The organism is Flavobacterium rivuli WB 3.3-2 = DSM 21788 (assembly GCF_000378485.1).
GTDB classification, from domain to species: domain Bacteria; phylum Bacteroidota; class Bacteroidia; order Flavobacteriales; family Flavobacteriaceae; genus Flavobacterium; species Flavobacterium rivuli.
Genome location: NZ_KB899971.1, coordinates 335,602 through 360,525 on the forward strand (window position 1 = coordinate 335,602; position 24,924 = coordinate 360,525).

Below are 24,924 nucleotides of genomic sequence, written 5' to 3' on the forward strand. Positions count from 1 at the left end.
TAAGCAAAGCATTGCGTTTCTACCCGAAAACTGCGACTGTGACTGAAAACTAAAATTCACTACATTTTCTCCCAAAGGCTATCGGTAAAGTAATGCTTACAATCCATAAAGTTGTGGTTTACTTTAAAACCTGCTTCTTTGGCAAGCGATTCTATGCCGGTAAAACTGTATTTTTTAGAAAGCTCTGTCCATACAAGTTCATCCTTTTCAAAAAAGAAGGTTTCGTTAAGTACCGTGCTATGAAAATGCTGCTTTTTCAGGCTGACCAAAAAACTGTTTACCTCGCCATTTTTAGGATTATAGTTGCTGTAAAAATCAAACTGGTCAAGGCTAATATCTGCTTCAAGCTCATTGTTTATACGTTGCAGCAGGTTCATGTTAAATGCCTTTGTAATACCATGCGGGTCATCATAGGCCAGTTGTACAATTCTCGGATTTTTTTGCAGGTCGATACCCATAAGCAATTTATCGCCGGGCTTCATCCCGGCGTTAAACTTTAGGAGTAAAGCCATGGCATCATCATGTGAATAATTGCCTATGTTGCCACCCATAAACAGGAACAGGTTAGGGATAGCGCTGCCACTAAGCTCTTCGAGCACATCAAAGTAATCTCCTGTGCGCGGCTGCATATCTACACCGGGTACAAAAGCAGTTATATTATCCTGCAGGGCATCTATAGCCTCCTGTGATATATCTATGGGAATATAGGTAAACTGTGCCCCTGCCTTTGTAAAAGCATTAAGTAAATGCTTTGTTTTTGCACCATCGCCACTGCCAAACTCTACAATATTAAACTGTCCTGTAAATTGCAACTGCTTTAATATTTGTGCCGATTGCTGCAGCATTATCTCAAATTCGCAGGCGGTAGGGTAATACTCCGGCATTTTCATGATCTCCATAAAAATGCGGCTACCCGCATCATCATAAAAATATTTAGACGACAGGTGTTTATTTTTTGCGGTAAAACCCTTGCGAACATCTTGTGCAAAGGCAGATTGTATTGTAGTGGTTGTAGCCATAATTATAGTTTTACAAGGCGTATGCCGGTAAACTGCCAGCGTTCGGCAGCGTGAAAAAAGTTGCGGTAAGTTGTCCTGCTATGCCCTTTTGGGGTAGCGCATGATGCCCCGCGAAGCACCATCTTGTTAATCATAAATTTGCCGTTATATTCTCCCAGTGCACCATCGGGCTTTGCAAAGCCGGGGTAAGGCAGGTAAGCGCTGTGTGTCCATTCCCAGCGTTTGCCCCAGTCAAGTTGTGCGGCTGCGGTTTCCCACTCAAACTCTGTAGGCAGGCGCATGTGTTTCCACTCGGCATAAGCGGCGGCTTCGTAAAAAGAAATATGGGTTACAATGGCATCAGGATCTACTTTTTGCAAACCTGCCAGGGTATAGTTATGCCATTCCCCCTCTACATTGTACCAGTAAAGCGGTGCGTCTATTTTATTTTCGGTAACCCAGCTCCAGCCTTCATCAAGCCAGTAATTAAAGTTGCTGTACCCGTCTGCATTTATAAACTCAAGATATTCGGCATTAGTAACTAAAGTATTGGCAATGGTAAATTCATGAAGAAAAACTTTGTGCCTGCCATGCTCGTTATCAAAGCTAAAGCCGTTGCCGCCGTGGCCTATTTCATAAATCCCTTCGGGAATTGTTACAAAGCCGCTGGTTTTATTTTGGTCGGCCTCCCAATTTATATCTTCGCTGTAAACAGGAAAAATGGGGTTGCCGCCCAGTATGTATTTAATATCTGTAACCAGTAGTTCCTGGTGCTGCTGCTCGTGCTGCAGGCCAAGTTCTATAAGCTCGTGCACGGTTGCATCGCCGCTTTTAAGCTGCAGGAGTAAATCCATGTGCATGTCTACATACTGCCTGTACGAATATACCTCAGCTACACTGGGGCGGGTAATGTTGCCACGCGTAGCACGAAAAACCCTTTTGCCTACATTGTTATAATAGCTGTTAAACAAGAAACCAAAATCGTCGTTATACACCCTGTAATCGGGCAGGTAAGGAGTAAGCAAAAATGTTTCGAAAAACCAGGTACTGTGTGCCAGGTGCCATTTGGGCGGGCTCACAAAGTCTACTGGCTGGGGTATATAATCCTCTGTATGCAGGTAGCTGCAAATGGTTTCGGTTTTTTTTCTTACGGTATGGTAATGTTCAGAGAGACTCATAAAGCAGTAAAGTGTGTAAGCATACAAGTTACGAATTATGTTAATGCCAAAATTACTTTAACCTAAATATAACAGGTGTTTACATCCCTGTTTAATGCAACACATTAATCTTCTTATAAACAGGTGGGTACTATTTTTTTGCGATGAAATCACACACATCAATCTGAAACGGTAACCAGAAACGCGTGTCCTTAATATGCAAAAAAGCCGCATAAACCACTAAATGGTATGCGGCTTGATATATAGTGTAAAAAAGTTACATTGTTAATTTAAGCAGTTGCTTTTTTTTACCCTTACGTCCAAGAAAATAAATGGAGTTGCCTTGTGTTGCAACCCCCTGAGAAACCATGAAGGGTACTTCGTTATCTTTATCATCCAGTAATTCTTTATAATCAAATTCTCCATTCTGGTTAATGCGTATAACATTGAGGTTAGACCTTTTTGCCGATTTTTGGTTAAACTGAATCCTGTCGTTACTTAGCTTAGAAACCTTGTCGGCAGAGTTTATAAAAAAATAGGTGTAATCGCCTTTAACCATAGATGAGTAGGACACAAACGACTCTGAGCCACCGGAGCTTTGGCGTTTATTGATATTGCGCGCCCAAACAAGATCGCCATTATCTGCCAGCTTTGCCGATACAATATCGTCAAAATGATATACTACAGAATAACGGCCTCCCACCATGCCCGAAGGAACTCCCGGCGTACCATAAGCGCTGTAAGTTGTTGTGGTATAGCGCTCTTCTGCATTAAACACGATTTCATTATTGCTGGTAAGAAAAATATCCCGGTAGCTTATGTCTTTCAGCTCCTTGTCTTTATCTTTACCATATTTATCTATCATAAATTGCTCAGGGAAAGGGTTAAACTTACTCTTTTTAATAGCAAGAGACTCCGGGTCTACTTCAAAATAGCAAAGGCCTTTAAAACGGCTATCGTTCCTGTCAGAATAAAAGCCAGCACAAGCTATACCGCCTTTTTTAAATAGTAGTATTAAGGAGGCCGCATAATGCTCATCGGTATCAAAGACCTGGGTTTTGCTATCGCTGTTTGTTATACGCGTTAGCTCATACTGGTACCTGCCGCCCTCTTTTTTCTTTTTATTCTCGGCCGTCCTTGCTTTTCCTAACAGGTAAGCAACATTGCCATCCTGAGATATATCTATATTTTCGTAGGTAAATTTTCTGTCCTTAATATCCCTCTTAAACGTATGGTCTATTTTAAGTTTCAGGTTTAAATCATATACATATATATTATGTATTTCCTTTTTCTCTTCCTTATCATCTACATCTAACGATATGGCGAAGGCTGTTTTTTCAGTATTGGTAAGCATCGCAGCAAAGTTATCACTGTCGGAACTGCCGCCCCCCGAAAAGATTATCCCTGTGTGCACCGTTTTTCTGGGAACGCGAAAAAGTTCAGTTGTCTTAAATTTAAAATCGTTAAGGCTTGCAACGTTGGCATTGCAAACAAACTCTTTAGTTTCTTTGTCATATCCAAAATCTACCATGGTTACTACATCATCCTTAACAATGGTACCAAGAACAAAACCGCGAACAAAATGCTCATATTCATTAATGAGCTTCATATCAGCATCATAATGTTCAAAATAATAGCCCCAGGTATCGCTGTTAAAAACGCTGCCCATAAAAGAACGCGCAACAACTACGCCACCCTTGCTATCTTCGTCTAAGGATATAAGCTTTGAATCTCTATACTTGTCTTTAAATATCTCACTTTTTTGTATAGTACACGGAATGTCCTGCGCAGTTGCAGCAAGCAGGTTAAGGCATAATAATGCTGATAATATGGTTTTTTTCACGGGTTTGGTTTGTTGGTTTTGCGCACAAATATAGATGTTTTTTAACACGAAATGGTATCTTAAATTATGTTAATTTCTGTATTATTGACACATTTTTTAGAGAAATACTCAACAGAAAAAAGCCGCATACCATTACAGCATACGGCTATTATATAAATGTAATAACAGTAGTTATATTGTTAATTTAAGCAATTGCTTTTTCTTATCTCTGCTGCCTATAAAATAAATCGAGTTGCCTTGTTTTGTAATGCCTCCTTTAGAAACCATAAAGGGTACATCGTTTTTACTATATTCAAACAGGTTTTTATAATCAAAATCGCCATTATCTTTAATGCGTATAAGCGTAAGGCCACCCTCCCTGCCCGCTTTCTGGAAAAACTGTACCTTTTCGTAGTTGCCCAGTTTAGGTTTCTCGGATGTATTGATAAAAAGAAATGTTTCATTTCCTTTAAAGACAGGTGTGTAAGATGTGTACGTTTCTAACCCATAAGCCGTTTGGCGTTTATTAATACTGCGCGCCCATATAACATCGCCATTATTTGCAAGTTTGGCATATATAATATTATCCCGTAAAGAAAAAGTGGAAGGGGTTTCAGTGTCTGTTTCCTCCGCATTAACAACAATTTCATTATTGTCATTAAGCTGCATCCCTATTGTGTGTATCTGCTTTAGTTCACTATCTTTGTCCTTACCATATTTTTCTGCCATAAACTGCTCAGTAAATGTATTAAATTTACTCGTTTTAACTTGCAGCGTTACAGGGTCCATATCAAAATAACAGATGCCACTATACTTTCTCTCGTTCTTGTAAGAATAGAAGCCCACGCATGCAAGTACATCTTTTTTAAAGATCATTTTTAAAGATGTTGCAATGTGCTCATTTGTTTCGAGAACCTGTGTTTTAACATCATTAGCGGTTACCCGTATAAGTTCATAGTGGTACTTACCCCCTGTTTTTTGCATTTGCCTATCGGGTTTTTCTGTATTATTTAAAAAATAAGCTACAGTACCATCCTGAGATATTTGTATATTTTCCCGTCTAAAATCCCTCTCATTAGTATCTGTTTTAAAGGCATGGCTTATTTTAAGGTTAAAATCCATATCATATATATGTACTTTATGAACCTTTTTTCCTAACCCGGCATCATTAACAGTGGTAGATACGCAAAAAGCAGTTTTAGAACTATTTGTAACGACTACGGGTGTCATACGGAAATTCTGAAAAAAACTTACAGCTTCAAATTCCTTTTTGGTAAGACTAAAGAGTACCTTTTTAGTAAACTTAAAATCCGACAGGTTAGCCGTGCTACCACTGCATATCACTGCATTATTAGCCTTATCGTAATTAAATTCTATAATATAAATTTTGTCGCCTTTAATAAAAAAACCAGCAACCTGGGTATCTTCCGGTGCATATTTTAGCTCATTAATAAGCTTCATATTGGCATCATAATGTTCAAAATAGTACCCATATAAGTTTTGGCTACTGTAAAAATTGCGGCCTATAACAACGCCACCGCTACCATCATCTTCTACAGATTTAATGTACGAATCTCGATATTCATCTTTAAAGACTTCACTTTTTTGTATGGTACACGGAATGTCCTGCGCAGTTGCAGCAAGCAGGTTAAGGCATAATAATGCGGAGAATATGATTTTTTTCACGGGTTTGGTTTGTTGGTATTCCGGGCAAATATAGATGTTTTTTAACACAAAATAATGTCTTAAATTATGTTAATAATTATATTATCAACAAATTTAGAGGGCAGTAGCATTTATAAAAAAGCCGCTGCTTATACCCAAACCACAAACTAAATTGAAGTAAAATGTAAGCAGCGGCAAGTGTTTTTAATAGCTGTTAAAAAGTAATTTTAAGCAACTGCCTTTCTTTATCGTTTCTGCCAAGACAATAGAAAGTACCCGGAGTTGTTACTACCCCTTTTTTAGGCATAAAGGTAAACTTTGCATCGTCATTGCTTATAAGTTCCTTTTGGGTTACAATTCCATCTCCGCTTATTTTTATCGAATGAAGACTCATCTCCTTATATCCCCCTCTACTACCAAGAATAGGCTCGTTTTTTTTAGATTTGTCTGCTCGCCCTATGGTAAAGAAGTAAACATCACGACCTACAACCAGAAATATATTGCAAAGGGCATGTAGCATGAGAGCCAAGATGCTCATTCTGCAAAGAATTAATATCCAACTTTATGTTGATTATAGATTAAAATAGAAAGTGATAGAGCAAAAAAATGAACTAAAAATGAAAACAATAAAATTTCATGAAAATAATGATTTAAAGAAATTATAAATAATACGACCAGCGCAAAGTAAACCGTAATCCTGAATATTTTAAAAAAAAAATGATTAAAAACGGCACCACGATTATAATCTATAATATAGGCTATTAAAATGTTAGCAAAAAAATATAATGGAAAATAGTAAATAGCCATCATAAACAATAATGCTTTTTCGTTTTCCTGAGGAAATAGAATGATGACAGAGATTAATAACCCTATCAAACATACTAATATAAATCTGGTTGTACTCTTGTTTAACATCATCCTGCCAATCTGTTTTTTTAGCTTGCTTCCATCGTTATTTCTTGCCAATGGGTTTCCTCGTAATATTTTTCTAAATTACGCATCATAGATTTTTTAGTGTCAGTAAATTAATCCCTCCTTCTTGTTTAGGTACTTAACAAAAACTAAGGCCTACCTGTTTTTGGTAAGCCTTAGTTTTATGCGGTTATGTATTTACTTCCCTGTAAAAACCGCTTTCCTTTTTTCTATAAAAGCTGTAGTGCCTTCCTTAAAATCGTTGGTGCCAAAAGATTCTCCAAAGCCGGTAATCTCTGTAGCAAACCCACCTGACGTAAAGCTGGCATTTATGGCTGTAATAGCTTTGCTTATGGCTACCGGAGAGTTCTTCATTATTTTAGCGGCAATGCCTTTGCAAAAATCTATAAGTTCAGGCTGCGGTACCACGTGGTTTACAAGCCCGTAAGTTTTAGCTTCGTCGGCCGTTATCATGGCAGCCGTCATTATCATTTCCATAGCGCGGCCTTTGCCTATAAGCTGAGGTAAACGCTGCGTACCACCATACCCCGGAATTAACCCTAAGGACACCTCCGGTAAACCCATCTTAGCATTATCTGACGCTACACGAAAGTGCGCCGCCATAGCAAGCTCTAAACCTCCGCCCAGTGCAAAACCATTAATGGCTGCAATAACAGGTGTGGCAAGATTTTGAACCATATCAAACAATAATTGCTGCCCTAACGATGCTAACTGTTCGCCTTCCTCTACATTAAATTCAGAAAATTCGGCAATATCTGCACCTGCCACAAAAGCTTTTTCGCCACTGCCGGTTACAATAATTACGCGTGTTGCTGCATCATCATCGAGCGCGGTAATGGCCTCGCTTAGCTCTAAAATAGTAGCGCGGTTAAGGGCATTAAGTTTTGTAGGGCGGTTAATGGTTACAATACCAATGCCTCCTTCGGTGGTGGTAATAACATTTTCGTGAGCCATAGTTTTTATAGTTTAGTGGTTTGTTGTTTCGTTATGTTCTTCGGTTGTTTCGGCCTCTATAATGGGCAGCGTTACTAAAAACACGGTGCCCCATCCGGGTTCGCTGGTAAAGGTTATGGTACCGTGGTAATTTTCTACAATGTTCTTTATGATGCCTAAGCCCAGCCCCATACCGCTGGTCTTGGTGGTAAATTTAGGTTCAAAAATACGATGTTTGTCTTCGGCACTTATACCCTTGCCGTTATCGCGCACGGTAATTTTAGCCTTATCGCCATCGCGAAAAATGCGAACATCTACAAGCGGCATAGGTTCATCTTCGGGTAAGGCCTGCGTGGCATTTTTAACCAGGTTGGTAATGATCCTTATAAGCTGCGTGCGGTCCATACGGGTAACAATGCGTGGCTCTTCGGCATAAAAAGTAATGTAACTTTCGTTAAAAATATCCAGCGCAAGCTGCACCACCTTAACTACATTAAGGGTTTCGTTTTGCTGTGCCGGCATGGATGCAAAACTGCTGAATGCCGATGCCACCGATGTCATGGTGTCTATCTGCTGAATAAGTGTGTCGCTGTATTCGTTAAGCTTTTGCTTTATGTTAGGGTCGTTAGGGTCGAACTTGCGCTGAAAACTCTGTACCGTTAAGCGCATGGGGGTAAGCGGATTCTTGATTTCGTGCGCCACCTGCTTAGCCATTTCGCGCCAGGCTTCTTCCCGCTCCTTCTGGGCTAAAAGGGCAGCACTTTCGTCAAGGTCTTCTACCATATCGTTATAGGCGTGAACGAGCAGGCTTATTTCCTGAGGGGAGTCGCCCATGTCTATTTTTTCATTTACTTCGTTAAGGCGGGTTTCCTTAATACGGTCAGACACTTCTTTAATAGATTTGGTAATGTAACTGGAAAGGAAATAGGCAATTATAACCGAGATAAGCAGCATGAACGAGTATACCTGCATAAAGCGGATAAGGAAATTATTGATCTCTTTTTCGTAATAACCATCATCTTCTATATACGGCAGGTTAAGGATGCCAAGGGGTTTAAAGCGGGTATCTTTTATATAACTGTACGCCGACCTGTACTTTATGCCATTCTCTGATTTAAGGTCTACGTACCTTTTCTCTGCCGTAGAACGGATAACGCGCAGTACATTTACGGGTATCATCTGGCTTACGGTATCTACAGAAAATGCCGCTTTACTCGATTTCAGGAGTTTGCCGTTAAGGTCATAAATATTAATTTCGGTACCGTGAATGTTTGCCAGCTCGTGTATGCGCTCACGGAAAATAAGTGGTAAATTCTCTGTATTAAGCGGGTAGGTAGTAGTAGCAAGTATGTAGTTTATGTGCTCTTTTATAGAGTTCTCTTTGCGCTCCAGCCTGTCCTGGTGGTATTCTTTAGCTTCTTTTTTAAACTGGTAAATAGATACCACCGCTATAAGCAACGACGCTATTAGGGTAATAAATATCATCGACAGGAATATCCTTACCCGCAATGACCACCGTTTTATATTTAGCTTTTCTTTCATTAACTATTTAATAAATCTACCCCAAATTTTTGTTTTAAATCTGCCTTGATAACGCACACCTATGACTTTACGCCGTTCTGATAGCTATCAGGACTATCCAACACATTTTTTGTCCTCTCCCCAGCCCTCTCCAAAGGAGAGGGAGTAGCTACACTCCCTTCAATAATAATACGGTTAGTTAATATTATCGTCCTTAAAATCAAAATTCACATACAATACCCGTTCCAGGCTCCCCTCTCTTTTGGAGAGGGGCTGGGGGAGAGGACTATGGGAGTATCATGTTCTAATTGATAGATATCAAAAAGGAATAAGCCCTCCCTAAGACCCATTCCTTTCCCTTACCTTTTTATAAAACTTAAACCCAAGCATTATTACTATGCTGAATGCCATAATGCCCACTACACCGTATATCCAGTTAATGGCACTTTTTAAAATTACTAAAAATACCACGGCAAATAAAATAAGGGTTGCCCCCTCGTTCCATAAGCGCATAAAACCGGTGGTGTGTTTTACCTCATCATTTTGCAATTGCTTAAATATCTGGTGGCATTTTGCATGGTACAAGTACAGCAGGAACACAAAGCACAGCTTAACGTGCATCCACGGCTGGGTAAGCCATGCCTGCCCTGTTGGGGTAAAAAAGATCATCCAGTAGGCAAAAATACTTGCCAGTACCGCACTGGGCCATGTAATAATATACCATAGCCGGTAGCTCATAAGCTTATACTGCTTTATAAGGATTTCTTTTTCGGGCGATGGCTTATCGTTAGCCTCTATATGGTATACAAACAGCCGCACTATGTAAAACAACCCGGCAAACCAGGTTATTACAAAAATAAGGTGCAGCGATTTTATATAGTTATAATCCATTGTTAATTAAAATTTGTAAAATAGTTTAAGGTCCTGGTTAAAGTTGAATTTGTTAACCGTGCCACTGTCTTCAAGATAACCGTCGATACCAAACCATTCCTCGTCATTATCATTAGGCAATAATACTTTGTTAACCAGATTGCTGTATTTTACAGTCCTGTTTGCTATGCCCAGTCCTGTTTTCCAGAGCAGGCCAAAACGGTTGGTAAAATAAAACATAAGGCTATAATTAAGGTTTACCCCTGTTTTAATACGCTTATAATCGGCGGCATCATATTTATATTCGGTAAAGCCATCGGGAGCATAGTAACGATCGGTCGTAAAATGGTCTTTATGGTTAATATAAAAAAACTCTGCCGAAACCAGGTGCTTTAGTTTAGACGACGGTCGCAGGTCGAAATAAATTTCAGGCCGCACCTCGAACAATTTGTAATCGTTAGTAATGTAATCCGACCCGCCTTCGGCACCAATGCCAAAAGCTGTGCCATAATTGCCATAACCGGCTTCTATGCCAGCCCACCACCTGCGTGAAACCTTGTGCATATAGCCTATATTGTAACGCGGTGCGTAGCTAACTGTAGGCGAAAAAAGGCTTACTGTAACTATAGATTTTCTTTCCTGTAGTGTGTCCTGTGCTTTTAAAGAGCCAAAAGCTGCAAACAATAATAACAATAGTAAAGCTTTTTTCATTTATGATTCTTTAAGTTGGGTTGCCATTTCTTTCTTAAGGAAAATACCGGTTATAATGGTACTCAGCACATCGGCAATAGGGAATGCTACCCATACCCCGAAGATACCAAAAAACTGTGGTAGTATTAACACCAGCGGTATCAGGAAAAAACCCTGCTTGCTCAGGGTAAGCATTAATGCCTTAATGGGTTTACCCGCTGCCTGAAAATATGCCGCCCCTATAAGCTGTACCGCTATAATGGGCGATGCCGCAAATACCCAGCGCAATGCACCGGGAGTATCTTTAATAATTTCAGGGTCGGTAGTAAAAACGGCCACAATAGGCTTGGCAAAAAACAATATGACCACAAAAATAATGATGGCAAGTGCTCCAGCATATTTAATAGAAAGCCCGATAGATTCGCGCACACGGTCATAATTTTTAGCCCCATAGTTGTAGCCCGCAATAGGCAAAAAACCCTGCGTAATGCCCAATACCGGGAACAGTGCAAACATGAGCATACGGCTTACTATACCATAAACGGTAACGGCATGCTCGCCCCCCTGGGCATACAAAGTATGATTAAGCACTACCGTGAGCAGGCTTATAACACCCTGACGCGCAAAGGTTACAAAACTCATAGAGAGTATTTCTAACGATATTTTTTTATGGAATATAAAATGTTTCCACTGCGGCTTTAGTTCGCTTTTGTAAATAAAGAACCATAAAATATAGGCAAAGCACAAAAAGAACGACGTAGCCGTAGCCAGTGCCGCACCCATAATGCCCCAGCCGAAAACTTTTATAAAGAGTATATCTAAAACAATATTGGCAACTGCCGAAACGATCATGGAGTTCATGGAGTGTTTCGATTTGTCTTCGGCACGGATAACGTTGTTGCCCATCATGCAAAAAGCCTGGAACGGCACTGACAGAAGTATGGGCATAAAGAACTCTTTAGCGGGAGCGGTAATTTCGCCATTGGCACCAAATATATACAGTATCTCATCTCCCCAAAAAATGCCTGCCACTACAAATAAAGACGATATTATAAAAGTCATCATTATTTGGTGGGCAAAAGTTATATACGCCTTTTCTCTATCGCCGGCACCCAGGGCGCGCGATAAAACAGAGCTGCCCCCTATGCCTATTGCCATACCCAGCGACGATATAAAGAACGTAATGGGCATTACTACAGAGAGGGCTGCAATGGCAAGCGAACCTATCCAGCGGCCTACAAAAATAGTATCGATAAGTATGTTCACGCTCATGAACAGTATACCTACAGATGACGGAATGCTCTGCTTAATAAGCAGCCCCTGTATATCTTTCTTTGCGAGCTCTTTGGATGTCAGCGCCATTTATACAACAGGTGTTTCAGCATAGGCCCATTCGTTTATCCAGTTGGCCAGTACGCCTATCCACTCATCACCGTCGTTAAGGCACGGTATGGCATGAAACTCTTCGCCGCCGTTTGCCTCAAAATCTTCTTTGGCACGCATGGCAATTTCTTCCAGCGTTTCAAGGCAGTCAGATACAAATGCGGGAGTTACCACCGCCAGTTTTTTTATGCCTTGTGCAGGCATTTTGTTTATTTCAATATCAGTATACGGTTCCAGCCACTTGTCGCCGGCAAGGCGCGACTGAAACGTTAGCGAGTATTTATCTTTAGGTATGCCCAGCTTTTCTACTACAAGGCGTGTAGTTTCGTAACACTGGTGGCGGTAGCAAAATGCATGCGATGCCGACTCGGTTACGCAGCAGCTACCATCTATCCTGCAATGCGATTTGGTAACATCGGTCTTACGGATGTGCCTCTCCGGGATGCCGTGGTAGGAGAACAACAGGTGGTCGTAATCGAACCCGTCAATACCCGATTTTATTGAGTTGGCTAATGCTGTAATGTAGTCGGGCTTGTTGTAAAACGCCGGTACATCGGTAAAAGTCATTTGCGGAAATTTCTTCTTACGTATCTCTTCTGCCAGTACCAGTATCGTAAGTGTAGATGCCATGGCATACTGTGGGTACAACGGGAAAAGCAGTACTTCGGTAACACCTTTATCTGCCAGTTCCTGAAGTCCGGCCTCTATAGATGGCTGGCCGTAACGCATAGCAAGCGACACGGGTACTTCTACCTCTTTCTTCACCTTTTCATGTACGCGCTTAGAGATAACTATAAGAGGCGAGCCATCTTCCCACCAAATTTTGGCATAAGCATGTGCCGATTCCTCCGGCCTTTTGCGCAAAATAATGCCGCGTACCAAAAGGGCACGCAATAAATAAGGGACATCTATAACATATTTGTCCATTAAAAACTCGTCAAGGTACGGTTTAACATCTTTTGCTGTAGGGCTCTTAGGCGATCCCAGGTTTACTAACAGTACTCCTTTCATCTGTGTGTGTTTGTTTTTGCTTTATGCCTGCCACATGTATCTCAAAAACCATGCAGCAAGTGTTTTTGTTTTTATTATTTAACGTAATGTTGTAATACATATAGTCTTATCTTTCCGATAGACCTCACCCCTAACCCCTCTCCAAAGGAGAGGGGAACTCTGCTGTGCTCACTTTTATGTAAATTTCACACCGAAGTGGTTTTACCGTAGAGACGTATTGAATGCGTCTCGCGTAAATTGAATAACCTTATATGAGACGCATTCAATGCGTCTCTACCTTCACAATAATAAATGACCAAGTGTAGCTGCTCCCCTCTCTGGGGGTGAGGTTATCTTACACCTTCTCATTTATACTCATTAAATACTTCTTGGGCGTAGTGCCAAATTTCTTTTTAAAAGCGGCAATAAAGTGGCTCGATGTGCTGTAGCCTATGCGCAGCCCTACTTCGTTTACGTTAAACGAGCCGCTGTCTAACAGCTTGCGGGCGTAATCCATTTTATAGTCGAAAAGAAAGCTGTATACACTGTCGCCATAAATCTGGCGAAAGCCCATTTTAAGCTTCTTCAGGTTAATACCCACCTCATCGGCCAACTCCTGTAAACCGGGTGGTTCGGCCATATTGGCAATAACAAAGTCTTTCGCCTTGCGAATTTTTATTACGTTCTCTTCATCAATAAGAAACGGGCACTGCTCTGCATTAGGGTCTTCGGCACGGTTAAAGTACAAGCTAAGCAGTTCATAAATCTTCCCCTTAAAATACAATTTTTTAATGGATGGGTGCAGGTTAAAATGAAACAGCTGGCTTAGCACAATAGCCATAGACGGGTTTATCTTTTCGTCCTTATAATACTTTTTGTCGCTGTTATCAGGGCTAAGGAATGGTATATGGTCGGCCTGCTCTGTAAAGAACCCGTGGAATTTTTTTATAGATATAAGTACGGTAATGATCCAGCTGTGCGGGGCTATCTCCAGGTGTACCGGAAGTTCTTTTTGCGGATTATACAAAAACAACGACAGCTCCTCGCGCAGGTCGAGTGCATAGCGGCCCTGGTTAAAAATAAACTTGGCGCGGCCCTTTACACCAAAGTGAAATTGTATGAGGTTAGTGTCTACTTCCCTTTCAAAATGGGTGGTTTCATCGCTGTCGTTCTGAAAACGCAATACGTAAAAACCCTCCTCGATCATTAACTCCTCTGTAGAACCCATAGCGGTATTTTTTTAAAAGCGTGTGCAAACCAAAACCCTATTTTTATTTAGAATAGTTCTAAACTAATAATTCGCAAGGTGTTGATTTCATTGCAAATTTAGGAGTTTTCAACCAAAAAAAAGCTTTTGGCGGCAAAATATCCCACAGCGACACAAAAAGGACTTACAGCGTTACTTTTTAAAAGCAGTTAGTTTTAATTTTGTGAAACTTTTAGGAAAAGTGTATACTCACTATGGATAACAACAACACGTCGAGGCATCAGTATTTTTATGCGGTGGGACTAAGCTACAGGAAAGCCGATGCCGAGACAAGGGGAAAATTTAATCTTGATGCTTCCGCAAGGGCACGCGTACTGGCACAGGCACAGCAGGAAGGCATAACCAGCCTTATTGTTACAAGCACCTGCAACCGTACCGAGATTTATGGTTTTGCACAGCACCCCTTTCAGCTTATAAAATTACTGGTAGATAACAGCCGCGGCACGGTAGAAGAATTTCAGAGTGCTGCTTTTGTATATAAAAATAACGAGGCCATTAATCATGTGTTTCGCGTAGGCACAGGGCTGGACAGCCAGATACTGGGCGACTTCGAGATTATTGGCCAGATAAAAACCGGCTTTAACGAATCGAAAGAACTGGGGCTTGTAAATAATTTTACCGAAAAATTGGTAAACAGCGTTATACAGGCAAGCAAACGCATTAAGAATGAGACTGAGTTAAGCTCTGGTGCCACATCGGTATCGTTTGCATCGGTTCAGTACATCATGAACAATGTAACAGATATTTCTAATAAAAATATATTGCTTTTTGGTACGGGTAAAATAGGGCGCAATACCTGCGAGAACCTTGTTAAGCATACCAAAAACGACCATATAGTCCTGATTAACCGTACCCGCGAGAAAGCCGAAAAGATTGCAGGCAAGTTTAACCTTAACGTTAAGGACTACGACCTGTTGCCACTGGAAGTGCCCAACGCCGATGTGCTTGTGGTAGCTACAGGAGCACAAATGCCCACTATAGATAAAGACATTTTGCAGCTTACCAAGCCGTTGCTTATTTTAGACCTATCAGTACCTAAAAATGTACATGACAATGTAAAAGCGTTGCCCGGCGTTACCGTAGTACACCTGGACGACCTGGCTAAAATAACCGACAGCACCCTGGAAAACCGCAAAAAACACATACCGGCTGCCGAAGCTATTATTACAGAGGGAATGGAGGAGTTTACAGAGTGGACAAACGCCCGCAAGTTTGCCCCTACCATTAATGCCCTTAAAGAAAAGCTGAACACTATTGCCGATAACGAGCTGAACTTTCAGCGCAAGAAAATAAATAATTTTGATGAAGAGCAGGCCGAGATTATCAGCCAGCGTATTATTCATAAAATTACAACACATTTTGCCAATCACCTAAAAGACCGCGATACTGTTGTAGATGATAGTATAGAGTGGATAGAAAAAGTATTTAGGATAGAAACTCCTGTAAAATGAGCAAAACAATCAGGATAGGTACCCGCGATAGTGAACTCGCCCTGTGGCAGGCCCACACGGTAGAACGCAAGCTTAACGCCATGGGCTACCATACAGAAATTGTTGCCGTAAAAAGTACCGGCGACTTAATACTCGATGTGCCGTTGTATGAACTGGGCATTACCGGCATTTTTACTAAAACGCTGGATGTTGCCATGCTAAGCGGCACTATAGATATTGCTGTACACTCTATGAAAGATGTACCCACGGCGTTACCCATAGGTATTGTGCAGGCGGCCGTTTTAGAGCGTGCCACCGTACACGATATATTAGTTACTAAGGGCAATGCCAATTTTTATACCGATACTGCCACTATTGCTACCGGAAGCCTTCGCCGACAGGCACAGTGGCTTAACCGCTATCCGCACCACAAGGTGGTAGATTTACGTGGCAACGTAAACACCCGCCTTAAAAAGCTTGCCGAAAGCGACTGGAATGGGGCTGTGTTTGCCGAAGCCGGGCTGGAACGCATTAACCTGCTGCCTGAAGAATTTACAACGCTCGACTGGATGATTCCCGCTCCTGCACAGGGCGCAATGGTGGTGGTAACCATGGAAAAAGACATTTTTTGTACCGAGGCAGTTGCCAAGCTTAACCATGGCCCAAGTGATGTTGCCACGTTTATAGAACGCCAGTTCCTTAAACGGTTAGAGGGTGGCTGTACGGCTCCCATAGGCGCACTGGTTACGTTTATAGATAACGAAATAAGGCTTGAAGGTGTACTGCTCTCTATAGACGGGCGCGAGAAACTGCATATAGAAAAAGTACTGCCTGCCGGAAGCAACTACATGAACTTTGGTAATGAGTGTGCCGACCAAATACTTGCAAACGGTGGTGCCGAACTGATGGCTTCTATAAAAGACCAACTTAATAAGTAATGGCTGCAGCGCGTGTATTATCTACCAAAAAACTGCAACCCAACCAAAAGCACTATTTGCTTAATGCAGGACTATCAGTCATTGAGGCAGATTTTATAGGTGTTAACTACAAGCCATTTACCATACAACATACAAACACTAACCTTATCTTTACGAGTAAGAATGCCTTTAAAAGCTTCCTGCTGAATGACAATGCGGTAAAATTTAAGGACAGCGTGATCTTTTGCGTAGGCAGTAAAACAAAAGAAACTATAGAGAAAAACGGTTACACAGTTTTGGCGTACGCCGATACTGCCGAACAACTATCTGACATAATTATAAAAGACCACGCTGATGAAAGCTTTACGTTTTTTAGTGGCAGTATGCGAAGGGATACCTTACCGGATGCTTTGGCGAAAGCCAACATTACCGTAGATGAGGTTGAGGTGTACGAAACGATTTTAACGCCGCATACCATTAAGTCACAACCGGATGGCTTGCTGTTCTTTAGTCCGTCGGCTATTGCGAGTTACCTTTCGGCGAATGCCGTAACCACCGAAGTTTGTTTTTGCATTGGGGCTACAACGGCGGCGGCATTAAACGGTATTACCAATAATGTTATCGTGGCAAACAAACCAAGTGTAGAGAATGTTATTATACAATGCATCAACCATTATAAAAACTGATATGAAGTTATTTCAAAATATTTTCGCCGCGTTATTTATGCTTGCCGGGTCTTCGTGCCTCGCTCAGGATATCATGGAGTTTGTTGTAGTTAATGATGCCAAAGACAGCTTCGTGAATTTAAGGGCAGATGCATCGGCTAAAGGTAAAGTTGTACAAAAACTGGCAAATGGCACGGTGGTGTATGCACTTTCGCAAAAAGACAACTGGATAAGTGTAGAATTTGGCGAAGGCAAAAAAGTAATGAGCGGCTACATTTACAAAAGTTTTGCAACGCTGCTTCCTACCTTTAAAGAAATTAAGCTTAATGCCAATACAACCAATAGTGCTTTTTTTACCGGAGATGGTATTGCAGTTACTATTACAAAAGGTAAATTTATTAAAGACAAACATACCTATACCTATAGTAAAGACAACAACATTGTAGAAACTATAGATGGTAAAGAAATATGGGGAACCGATGGCACGATGCCTACCACTCAATATACCAATGTTACAATAACATTTGGCGAACAAAAAGTAGAATTGCCGCAAACAGCCCTTCAAAACCTGTTTAATCCTAATTTAGATGACACGCATGTGTATTATGACAGCACTACAGATACATTATATATTGCAGCCGTAAATAGCGATGGCGCGGGTGGATACTGTGCCGCCTTGATTATTCAGGATAAAAAGTATAAGGTGCGGGTTGTGGATACTCCTTTTTAGGAAAGGGTATTGACCTATTATAAATACGGCCTTAACCACAAAGGACGCAAAGAATTTCACGAAGGACACAAAGCAACAAGTTTAAGACGTTCACAACAGACAACAAGTTGTCTTAGTAAGGGCACAAGGCTATGCCGAACAACTTTGTGAACTTTATAGCTTGGAACAAGCCTTATTGAGGCAGCTTCGTGAGCATTGTGAAAAAACATTGTGCCCTCCGTGGTAAAAAGTAAAAGATAATTGTTGTAAAACAAAGAAAAACATGAGCATTAAAAATGACCTTTTTTTAAAAGCATTACGCAACGAACCGGTAGAACGCCCACCGGTATGGATGATGCGCCAGGCAGGCAGGTACCTGCCGGAATTTATTGCCCTGCGCGATAAATATGACTTTTTTACCCGCTGCCAGACTCCGGAATTAGCCTCTGAAATTACGGTACAGCCCATACGCATTGTAAAGCCGGATGCTGCCATATTGTTCAGCGATATATTAGTGGTACCGCAGGCAATGGGCATTGAGGTGCTGATGAAAGAAAGTGTAGGTCCGTTTTTGCCTAACCCTATTCGCACACCGCAGGATGTAGAAAGAGTGCGCGTACCCGATATTCACGAAACACTGGGTTACGTTATGGATGCCATAAAGCTGACCAAAGAAATGCTGAACGACGAAGTTCCGTTAATTGGTTTTGCCGGGAGCCCGTGGACTATTTTTTGCTATGCGGTAGAGGGCAAGGGTTCTAAAAGTTTTGATATGGCAAAAGGGTTCTGTTTTACACACCCCGAAGCGGCTCACGTATTACTGCAAAAAATTACCGATACTACCATTGCCTACCTTAAAGAAAAAGTAAATGCGGGAGTTAATGCCGTACAGATATTCGATAGTTGGGGCGGTATGCTTAGCCCTGTAGATTACCAGGAGTTTTCATGGAAATACATCAACCAGATCGTTGAGGCTCTTGCGCCAGAGACGCACGTTATCGTGTTTGGTAAAGGCTGCTGGTTTGCCCTTAACGATATGGCTCAAAGCAAGGCATCGGCACTGGGTGTAGACTGGACGTGCTCGCCTCGCAACGCCCGTTACCTGTCGGGTGGTAAAATAACGCTCCAGGGTAATTTCGACCCAAGCAGGCTGCTTTCTCCTATCCCGGTTATCAAGAAAATGGTACATCAAATGATAGACGAATTTGGCAAAGACAATTATATAGTTAACTTAGGCCACGGTATTTTACCAAACATACCGGTAGACCATGCCAAAGCGTTTATAGACGCGGTTAAGGAGTATAAATAGAGTTATTGGTTGTTAGTTGATGGTTGTCGGATCCGGCAGTTTATAAACAATGAGCTGACTATCAACTAACAACCATCAACCAAAAACTAAAAAGAATGCTTACAAAAGGATTACGGGACGAAGAGAACGAACGCATAAACAATGTACTTAAGCAGCTTACGGCACTTACTTTTGTGCCCGAAGGCTGGAGCAATGCCGATGCTGATGTGCTGTTGCAAAAGCTTGGATTATCTATAGAGGCACTTACCAAAATAGATGCAAACGAGCTCAACCATTATCTGGTTCGGTTTCATTTAGACTGGGCCAATATGGAACAGTTTGCCGATGTCTTGGCACGCCTTTCTGCGAATGCAGGATTAGATGGTTTTAAAGCTAAGGCTGTGGCACTTTATAATTTTATACAGCAGGAAAGCAAAATGATGTCTTTCGGGATTATGGGGAAGATAAGTGCTTTGTCAAAATAATATAGATTGCATAATTTTACCACAAAGTGCACAAGGCTTTTCACGAAGCACACGAAGCTGCATAAATAAAATTACCACGTCACAACAAGAACACAAAGCTTTATGTACTTTTTGCACACACAGCCTTGTGTCCTTAAAAGCAAAGCGCAATTTTGTGCACCTTGTGAAAATTACTTTGTGCCCTTTGTGGTTAAATCAAAAATGTCGTGGTTAAGAGCCACCAACAATATGAGCCAAATAAACTGGAAGACCGATACCCTTGCTAACATTACTGCCGAGGAGTTTTATACCCTTATAGACAGGAACAGGGAACACATTAAAAAAACATTCCCGCTTACACTTGCCGGGTGTGCCGACTTAAAGAAGACCAAAAAATATATTGAGCAAAGTATTGATAATGAAACATGGGAAGATAATTATTACTTCTACATCAGGAATACCGATAACAATGCGCTTATAGGTTACCTGATGATTAAGAACATAGACGAGCATATTTCTAAATGCGAACTTGCCTATTTTGTAGATAAAGATTTTGAAGGCAAAGGCATAATATCATCTGCTTTAGGCGATGTGCTTGCCTATTGCTTTGGCGACCTGCACCGTAACAAAGTATATATCTCAACTTCGCTTACCAATACCGCCAGCCAAAAAGTTGCGCTTAAGCATGGCTTTATTCAGGAAGGCCTTTTAAGGGACGAGTTTAGGAACGGCGAAGGCAAACTTGAAGATATATTATACTTTGGATTGTTGAAAAGCGATTATAAGAAATAAAATGGCAGGCGGCAATACACTTAAAGTTGGCGATTGGATTACCACATATTCTGCGGGAATTTTTAGAGTTGAGCATATCATAACAGAGTATTATGATGAGAGCTATCCTATGATTCCTCCTGATAAGAAAATTGGCGATGTTATAGAGCACAGAACAATTGTATCTAAAAAGTTGTTTAATTCTAAGTTTAAAAAAACACTTGGTTACGACTCCTGTAACGAATTACTTGCGAAAAAGGTGACACCAGAACAGGAAGATCATATAAAAACAATACTGGCGAAAAATCCACAATTCCTGCAGCAACTCGACGAATATACCATTCCTCCCCAGCTAACAATTTTCAACATGCCCCTGCAAATAGACAGTGAGCAGGACATGGAAAACGTGAAACGTTTGATGTCTTTTATAGACACCGGCAAATCGTTTTTCGAGATCAAACAAGAAATGCAGAAGCTCAATATAATTAAGCCACAATATTATGGCAATTATACATTCCAGTTTAAAAACACCAACTACGAATATAAAGATAAAAGGAAAATATGGCGGGACACTAACCTATATACTTCTTAATAATGAAAGAAAAATTTTATCAATACATACAAAACCTGCAGGATACCATAACGGCAGGATTAGAAAAGGCAGACGGTTCTGCTACCTTTATGGAAGACCTTTGGGAACGCCCTGAAGGTGGCGGCGGGCGCACGCGCGTTATAGAAAATGGCGCAGTGTTCGAGAAAGGCGGGGTAAACATCTCTGCTGTACATGGTGCGCTCGCCCCGGCTATGCAACAGTATTTTAATGTGGGTGATGTCGATTTCTTTGCCTGCGGCATCAGCCTTGTGCTGCACCCTAAAAACCCTATGGTGCCTACAGTACATGCTAACTGGCGTTATTTTGAAATGTATGATAAGCAAGGCACCTTGGTAGACAGTTGGTTTGGCGGAGGCCAGGATTTAACGCCCTACTATTTGTTTGATGAAGATGCAATTCATTTTCACCAAACCTGTAAAACGGCCTGCGATACCCACAACCCCCAATTTTACCCTAAATTTAAACAACAGTGCGATGCCTACTTTTGGAATGCACACCGTGACGAAGCACGTGGTATAGGCGGCCTGTTCTTTGACCACTGCAAGGCTACCGAAACCTTTAGTATGGAAGACTGGTACAATTTTGTAACCGAGGTAGGCAACAGTTTCCTTGAAGCCTATGTGCCCATTGTAGAAAAAAGAAAACAACTTGAATATACCGATGCACAACGTACCTGGCAGGAAATTAGGCGTGGGCGTTATGTAGAGTTCAACCTTGTGCATGACAAGGGCACGCTTTTTGGCCTGAAAACCAATGGCAGGATTGAAAGCATTTTAATGAGTCTGCCGCCCCATGTACAATGGGTGTATGACCACCACCCGGAAGCAGGAAGCGAAGAAGCACGTTTGGTTGAGGTACTGATGAACCCAAGGGAGTGGATAGTTTAGTGTAATTACATGCCGCTCAATTTTTCATTTCTGTTATGTTTCTACAAACATGGAACACCGCTGATGCTCATTTTAGGAATAGGCACATGATACAATGTTCAGGATAGCAAATGTTTTACATGCCGCTCCTCCGGAGCTCAATTTTCATTCCGGCTATTATTTCTATAAACATGGCGCACCGCTGGTGCTTAGCTTAGGAATGAATACAATAATAATTTGGAACAATAGTGATACAGAAACAGACTGAGCTACAGAGTAGCAACATGTTTATAGCAACAGCAAACGCAAGTCAAAAGAGCATGCGGCTATGATAGCAAACAAGCTGAGCTAAATAGTAGTGACATGTTTATAAAAAATAAGATGGGTATAATTGCAAGAGTCCCGGAGGAGCAACAATTGAAAATAAACACATAGACAATATTTACGCAATTATAACAGCAATCAAACTGAGCTACAGAGTAGCGACATGTTTATAGCAACAACAAGCGCAAGCTAAAAGAGCATGCAGTTATAATAGAAACAAGCTAAGCTACGGAGTAGTGACATGTTTATAGAAAATAAGATGGGTATAATTGCAAGAGTCCCGGAGGAGCAACAATTGAAAATAAACACATAGACAATATTCACGCAACTATAACAGCAATCAAACTGAGCTACAGAGTAGCGACATGTTTATAGCAACAACAAGCGCAAGTCAAAAGAGCTCCGGAGGAGCGGCATGTAAAATAGATTACCAATGGCAGATACCTATTCTCAAATATACATTCACATTGTTTTCGCTGTAAAAGGCAGGGACAATCTTATCTGGAAAAGATGGAAAGAGGAAGTACATAAATACATAAAAGGCATCATTACAAACGAGGGGCAAAAATTAATAGAGATAAATAGCATGCCAGATCATGTGCATATTTTAATTGGTTTAAAACCTACAGTTGTGCTTTCAAACCTGGTTAGGGATATAAAGGCCAATTCATCTAAATTTATAAATGACCAGAAATGGATTGCCGGGAAATTTGAGTGGCAACAAGGATTTGGCGCATTTTCATGCAGCCATTCACAGCTAACAAAAGTTATCTCTTACATCAAAAATCAGGAGGAACACCATAAAACAAAAACTTTCAGGGAAGAATATATTGAATTTCTTGAAGCCTATAATATAGATTTTAAAAATGAATTTATTTTTGATAATGTGTAGCAAGTTATAATTTACATGCCGCTCCTCCGGAGTTCAATTTTTCATCCCGGTTATGTTTCTATAAACATGTCGCACCGCTGGTGCTCAGCTACAGAAAAAAAACTTTAATATCAAACCCGAAACAAAACTATGTTCCCAATACACAGAAACAGACGACTAAGAACCAACGAATCTATCCGTTCGCTGGTACGTGAAACTACCATATCTCCTAACGATTTTATGTTCCCCATGTTTGTGGCCGAGGGAAAAGGCGTAGAAGTTCCGTTGGGCTCTATGCCGGGATTATTCCGAAGGTCTATAGACCTTACCGTAAAAGAGGTAAAGGAATTATGGAGCCTTGGCATAAAAGCTGTAAATATTTATGTAAAGATAGACGACAAGCTAAAAGATAACGCCGGTAAAGAAGCATGGAACAAGGACGGGCTCATGCAGCAAACCATTCGCGCAATTAAAGATACCGTGCCGGGAATGATCGTGATGCCCGATGTAGCCTTAGACCCCTACTCTGTTTACGGCCATGACGGTATTGTAGAGAACGGCCTTATTGTAAACGATGCCACGGTAGACGCACTTACCCTTATGAGTGTGAGCCATGCCGATGCCGGTGCCGACTTTGTTGCCCCAAGCGATATGATGGATGGCCGGGTGTATGCCATCAGGAAAGCGCTGGAAGAAAGCGGGCACCATAATGTGGGTATTATGAGCTATAGTGCCAAGTATGCTTCCTCTTTTTATGGGCCGTTTAGGGATGCGCTGGACAGTGCTCCCGGTTTTGGCGATAAAAAAACCTACCAGATGGATTATGCCAACCGTATTGAAGCCATTAAAGAGGCACTACATGATGTAGAGGAAGGTGCCGATATTGTAATGGTAAAACCGGGAATGGCCTACCTTGACATTGTGCGCGAAGTAAAAAATGCCGTAAACGTTCCTGTTGCCGTGTACCAGGTAAGTGGCGAGTATGCCATGGTTAAGGCCGCTGCCGAACGTGGCTGGCTGGATCATGACAAGATTATGATAGAACAATTGCATTGCATTAAGCGCGCCGGTGCCGATATTATTTCGACGTATTTTGCTAAAGAGGCAGCCATAATTTTAAACCGGTAACGGCTGCGGCCGCCCGCATTTTTAAAACACAATTCATAAACACAAACTATGAAACACTTACTCCTATTAGTAATTACACTAACGTTTTTGTCTTGCAAAAAAGATAATGGTTATAACACTAATCAAAGTAGTTCTGGAGACTCTGATAGCGATAGTAAATTTATATATACCACCACAACCGTTAGCGAGGGCGATGATCCTTCAACTAAACTTAGCCCGGAAGCTGAGGCAGGCCGTGAAATTTTTGATGGTAAAGGCAATTGTTTTTCCTGCCACAGGCCAGACCAAAAGGTTATAGGCCCCAGCATTCAGGAAATTGCCAAGATCTATAAAGCTAAAAATGGCGATATTGTAAAATTCCTTAAGGGCAATGGCGAACCTATTGTAGACCCATCGCAATATGATGTTATGAAAACTAATTTTTACCTTACCAAAACGTTTACAGATAAGGAACTAAAAGGTATAGAGGAGTATATTTATAGTTTTCAGTAATAGTCTGTATATATCTTATTTTACGCATCCCTAAACCGCTTGCCCATTCTTAATGATTGTAAGTGTGGCTTGTTCCCATCCTGAGAAATCAGGAGTATTCTGTTTTATGAAACCGGGCAACCGTAAACCCCTAACTGCGGCCGAAAACTAAAAAATT

Annotated in this window: 24 protein-coding genes; 12 read left to right on the top strand and 12 right to left on the bottom strand. The window is 41.2% G+C overall.

Annotation, left to right across the window (positions count from 1 at the left end; all coding sequences use genetic code 11):
* Nucleotides 1-59 precede the first annotated feature (59 nt).
* The 12 genes from F565_RS0114610 to F565_RS0114675 all read right to left on the bottom strand — a co-directional run bounded on the left by F565_RS0114610 (nt 60) and on the right by F565_RS0114675 (nt 14,190).
* Nucleotides 60-1,019, bottom strand: a complete 960-nt coding sequence (locus tag F565_RS0114610) for an L-histidine N(alpha)-methyltransferase (protein ID WP_020213984.1) — start codon at nt 1,017-1,019, stop codon at nt 60-62.
* Between the two features lie 2 nt (nt 1,020-1,021).
* Entirely contained in the window at nt 1,022-2,176 is a 1,155-nt protein-coding gene (gene egtB, locus F565_RS0114615; protein WP_020213985.1) for an ergothioneine biosynthesis protein EgtB, read from the bottom strand.
* 256 nt (nt 2,177-2,432) lie between these two features.
* Nucleotides 2,433-3,998 (bottom strand): hypothetical protein, encoded by a 1,566-nt coding sequence (locus F565_RS0114620; protein WP_020213986.1) that lies wholly within the window; start codon nt 3,996-3,998, stop codon nt 2,433-2,435.
* Between the two features lie 171 nt (nt 3,999-4,169).
* Nucleotides 4,170-5,663, bottom strand: coding sequence for a hypothetical protein (locus tag F565_RS0114625; RefSeq protein WP_020213987.1), 1,494 nt, complete (start codon nt 5,661-5,663; stop codon nt 4,170-4,172).
* Between the two features lie 193 nt (nt 5,664-5,856).
* Nucleotides 5,857-6,180 carry a hypothetical protein gene (locus F565_RS0114635; protein WP_035642702.1) on the bottom strand — a complete coding sequence of 108 codons (324 nt, stop codon included), beginning with the start codon at nt 6,178-6,180 and terminating at the stop codon, nt 5,857-5,859.
* Nucleotides 6,181-6,752: 572 nt separating this feature from the next.
* Complete coding sequence (locus F565_RS0114645; RefSeq protein ID WP_020213990.1) at nt 6,753-7,529, bottom strand: enoyl-CoA hydratase/isomerase family protein; 777 nt, start codon at nt 7,527-7,529, stop codon at nt 6,753-6,755.
* 12 nt (nt 7,530-7,541) lie between these two features.
* Nucleotides 7,542-9,050 carry a sensor histidine kinase gene (locus tag F565_RS0114650; RefSeq protein ID WP_051087092.1) on the bottom strand — a complete coding sequence of 503 codons (1,509 nt, stop codon included), beginning with the start codon at nt 9,048-9,050 and terminating at the stop codon, nt 7,542-7,544.
* A 318-nt stretch (nt 9,051-9,368) separates the two neighbouring features.
* Nucleotides 9,369-9,920 (bottom strand): CopD family protein, encoded by a 552-nt coding sequence (locus F565_RS0114655; protein ID WP_020213992.1) that lies wholly within the window; start codon nt 9,918-9,920, stop codon nt 9,369-9,371.
* Nucleotides 9,921-9,926: 6 nt separating this feature from the next.
* Complete coding sequence (locus F565_RS0114660; protein WP_020213993.1) at nt 9,927-10,610, bottom strand: hypothetical protein; 684 nt, start codon at nt 10,608-10,610, stop codon at nt 9,927-9,929.
* A complete protein-coding gene (locus F565_RS0114665; RefSeq protein WP_020213994.1) occupies nt 10,611-11,951 on the bottom strand; it encodes an MATE family efflux transporter in 1,341 nt (446 codons plus the stop codon).
* Nucleotides 11,952-12,983 carry a ferrochelatase gene (gene hemH, locus F565_RS0114670; protein ID WP_020213995.1) on the bottom strand — a complete coding sequence of 344 codons (1,032 nt, stop codon included), beginning with the start codon at nt 12,981-12,983 and terminating at the stop codon, nt 11,952-11,954.
* Between the two features lie 334 nt (nt 12,984-13,317).
* Nucleotides 13,318-14,190, bottom strand: coding sequence for a helix-turn-helix transcriptional regulator (locus F565_RS0114675; protein WP_020213996.1), 873 nt, complete (start codon nt 14,188-14,190; stop codon nt 13,318-13,320).
* A gap of 233 nt (nt 14,191-14,423) precedes the next feature.
* Here F565_RS0114675 and hemA point away from each other — a divergent pair, with 233 nt between their 5' ends.
* The 12 genes from hemA to F565_RS0114735 all read left to right on the top strand — a co-directional run bounded on the left by hemA (nt 14,424) and on the right by F565_RS0114735 (nt 24,767).
* Nucleotides 14,424-15,680 carry a glutamyl-tRNA reductase gene (hemA, locus tag F565_RS0114680; RefSeq protein WP_020213997.1) on the top strand — a complete coding sequence of 419 codons (1,257 nt, stop codon included), beginning with the start codon at nt 14,424-14,426 and terminating at the stop codon, nt 15,678-15,680.
* Nucleotides 15,677-16,597, top strand: coding sequence for a hydroxymethylbilane synthase (gene hemC / locus F565_RS0114685; RefSeq protein ID WP_020213998.1), 921 nt, complete (start codon nt 15,677-15,679; stop codon nt 16,595-16,597). Before hemA ends, hemC begins: the two co-directional genes overlap by 4 nt.
* The gene (locus tag F565_RS0114690; RefSeq protein ID WP_020213999.1) at nt 16,597-17,262 is read left to right on the top strand and encodes a uroporphyrinogen-III synthase; all 666 of its coding nucleotides are present in this window, start codon (nt 16,597-16,599) and stop codon (nt 17,260-17,262) included. The genes hemC and F565_RS0114690 overlap by 1 nt, the downstream gene beginning before the upstream one ends.
* 1 nt (nt 17,263) lies before the next feature.
* On the top strand, nt 17,264-17,971 hold the full coding sequence (locus F565_RS21715; protein WP_169336032.1) for an SH3 domain-containing protein: 708 nt from the start codon (nt 17,264-17,266) through the stop codon (nt 17,969-17,971).
* Nucleotides 17,972-18,233: 262 nt separating this feature from the next.
* Entirely contained in the window at nt 18,234-19,259 is a 1,026-nt protein-coding gene (gene hemE, locus F565_RS0114700) for a uroporphyrinogen decarboxylase (RefSeq protein ID WP_020214001.1), read from the top strand.
* Between the two features lie 95 nt (nt 19,260-19,354).
* The gene (locus tag F565_RS0114705; RefSeq protein ID WP_020214002.1) at nt 19,355-19,723 is read left to right on the top strand and encodes a hypothetical protein; all 369 of its coding nucleotides are present in this window, start codon (nt 19,355-19,357) and stop codon (nt 19,721-19,723) included.
* 228 nt (nt 19,724-19,951) lie between these two features.
* On the top strand, nt 19,952-20,494 hold the full coding sequence (locus F565_RS0114710) for a GNAT family N-acetyltransferase (protein WP_026300071.1): 543 nt from the start codon (nt 19,952-19,954) through the stop codon (nt 20,492-20,494).
* A gap of 1 nt (nt 20,495) precedes the next feature.
* Nucleotides 20,496-21,065 carry a hypothetical protein gene (locus F565_RS0114715; protein ID WP_020214004.1) on the top strand — a complete coding sequence of 190 codons (570 nt, stop codon included), beginning with the start codon at nt 20,496-20,498 and terminating at the stop codon, nt 21,063-21,065.
* A 2-nt stretch (nt 21,066-21,067) separates the two neighbouring features.
* The gene (gene hemF, locus F565_RS0114720; RefSeq protein WP_020214005.1) at nt 21,068-21,973 is read left to right on the top strand and encodes an oxygen-dependent coproporphyrinogen oxidase; all 906 of its coding nucleotides are present in this window, start codon (nt 21,068-21,070) and stop codon (nt 21,971-21,973) included.
* A gap of 736 nt (nt 21,974-22,709) precedes the next feature.
* A complete protein-coding gene (tnpA, locus tag F565_RS0114725) occupies nt 22,710-23,168 on the top strand; it encodes an IS200/IS605 family transposase (RefSeq protein WP_020214006.1) in 459 nt (152 codons plus the stop codon).
* Nucleotides 23,169-23,297: 129 nt separating this feature from the next.
* Entirely contained in the window at nt 23,298-24,275 is a 978-nt protein-coding gene (gene hemB / locus F565_RS0114730; protein WP_026300072.1) for a porphobilinogen synthase, read from the top strand.
* Between the two features lie 48 nt (nt 24,276-24,323).
* Entirely contained in the window at nt 24,324-24,767 is a 444-nt protein-coding gene (locus tag F565_RS0114735) for a c-type cytochrome (protein WP_020214008.1), read from the top strand.
* Nucleotides 24,768-24,924: the final 157 nt, after the last annotated feature.

Excerpts from the sequence above, each read along its gene's own strand:
- F565_RS0114610 (WP_020213984.1), bottom strand. The coding sequence starts at position 1,019 with ATGGCTACAACCACTACAATACAATCTGCCTTTGCACAAGATGTTCGC.
- egtB (WP_020213985.1), bottom strand. The coding sequence starts at position 2,176 with ATGAGTCTCTCTGAACATTACCATACCGTAAGAAAAAAAACCGAAACC.
- F565_RS0114635 (WP_035642702.1), bottom strand. The coding sequence starts at position 6,180 with ATGAGCATCTTGGCTCTCATGCTACATGCCCTTTGCAATATATTTCTG.
- F565_RS0114645 (WP_020213990.1), bottom strand. The coding sequence starts at position 7,529 with ATGGCTCACGAAAATGTTATTACCACCACCGAAGGAGGCATTGGTATT.
- F565_RS0114650 (WP_051087092.1), bottom strand. The coding sequence starts at position 9,050 with ATGAAAGAAAAGCTAAATATAAAACGGTGGTCATTGCGGGTAAGGATA.
- F565_RS0114655 (WP_020213992.1), bottom strand. The coding sequence starts at position 9,920 with ATGGATTATAACTATATAAAATCGCTGCACCTTATTTTTGTAATAACC.
- F565_RS0114660 (WP_020213993.1), bottom strand. The coding sequence starts at position 10,610 with ATGAAAAAAGCTTTACTATTGTTATTATTGTTTGCAGCTTTTGGCTCT.
- F565_RS0114665 (WP_020213994.1), bottom strand. The coding sequence starts at position 11,951 with ATGGCGCTGACATCCAAAGAGCTCGCAAAGAAAGATATACAGGGGCTG.
- hemH (WP_020213995.1), bottom strand. The coding sequence starts at position 12,983 with ATGAAAGGAGTACTGTTAGTAAACCTGGGATCGCCTAAGAGCCCTACA.
- F565_RS0114675 (WP_020213996.1), bottom strand. The coding sequence starts at position 14,190 with ATGGGTTCTACAGAGGAGTTAATGATCGAGGAGGGTTTTTACGTATTG.
- hemA (WP_020213997.1), top strand. The coding sequence starts at position 14,424 with ATGGATAACAACAACACGTCGAGGCATCAGTATTTTTATGCGGTGGGA.
- hemC (WP_020213998.1), top strand. The coding sequence starts at position 15,677 with ATGAGCAAAACAATCAGGATAGGTACCCGCGATAGTGAACTCGCCCTG.
- F565_RS0114690 (WP_020213999.1), top strand. The coding sequence starts at position 16,597 with ATGGCTGCAGCGCGTGTATTATCTACCAAAAAACTGCAACCCAACCAA.
- F565_RS21715 (WP_169336032.1), top strand. The coding sequence starts at position 17,264 with ATGAAGTTATTTCAAAATATTTTCGCCGCGTTATTTATGCTTGCCGGG.
- hemE (WP_020214001.1), top strand. The coding sequence starts at position 18,234 with ATGAGCATTAAAAATGACCTTTTTTTAAAAGCATTACGCAACGAACCG.
- F565_RS0114705 (WP_020214002.1), top strand. The coding sequence starts at position 19,355 with ATGCTTACAAAAGGATTACGGGACGAAGAGAACGAACGCATAAACAAT.
- F565_RS0114710 (WP_026300071.1), top strand. The coding sequence starts at position 19,952 with ATGAGCCAAATAAACTGGAAGACCGATACCCTTGCTAACATTACTGCC.
- F565_RS0114715 (WP_020214004.1), top strand. The coding sequence starts at position 20,496 with ATGGCAGGCGGCAATACACTTAAAGTTGGCGATTGGATTACCACATAT.
- hemF (WP_020214005.1), top strand. The coding sequence starts at position 21,068 with ATGAAAGAAAAATTTTATCAATACATACAAAACCTGCAGGATACCATA.
- tnpA (WP_020214006.1), top strand. The coding sequence starts at position 22,710 with ATGGCAGATACCTATTCTCAAATATACATTCACATTGTTTTCGCTGTA.
- hemB (WP_026300072.1), top strand. The coding sequence starts at position 23,298 with ATGTTCCCAATACACAGAAACAGACGACTAAGAACCAACGAATCTATC.
- F565_RS0114735 (WP_020214008.1), top strand. The coding sequence starts at position 24,324 with ATGAAACACTTACTCCTATTAGTAATTACACTAACGTTTTTGTCTTGC.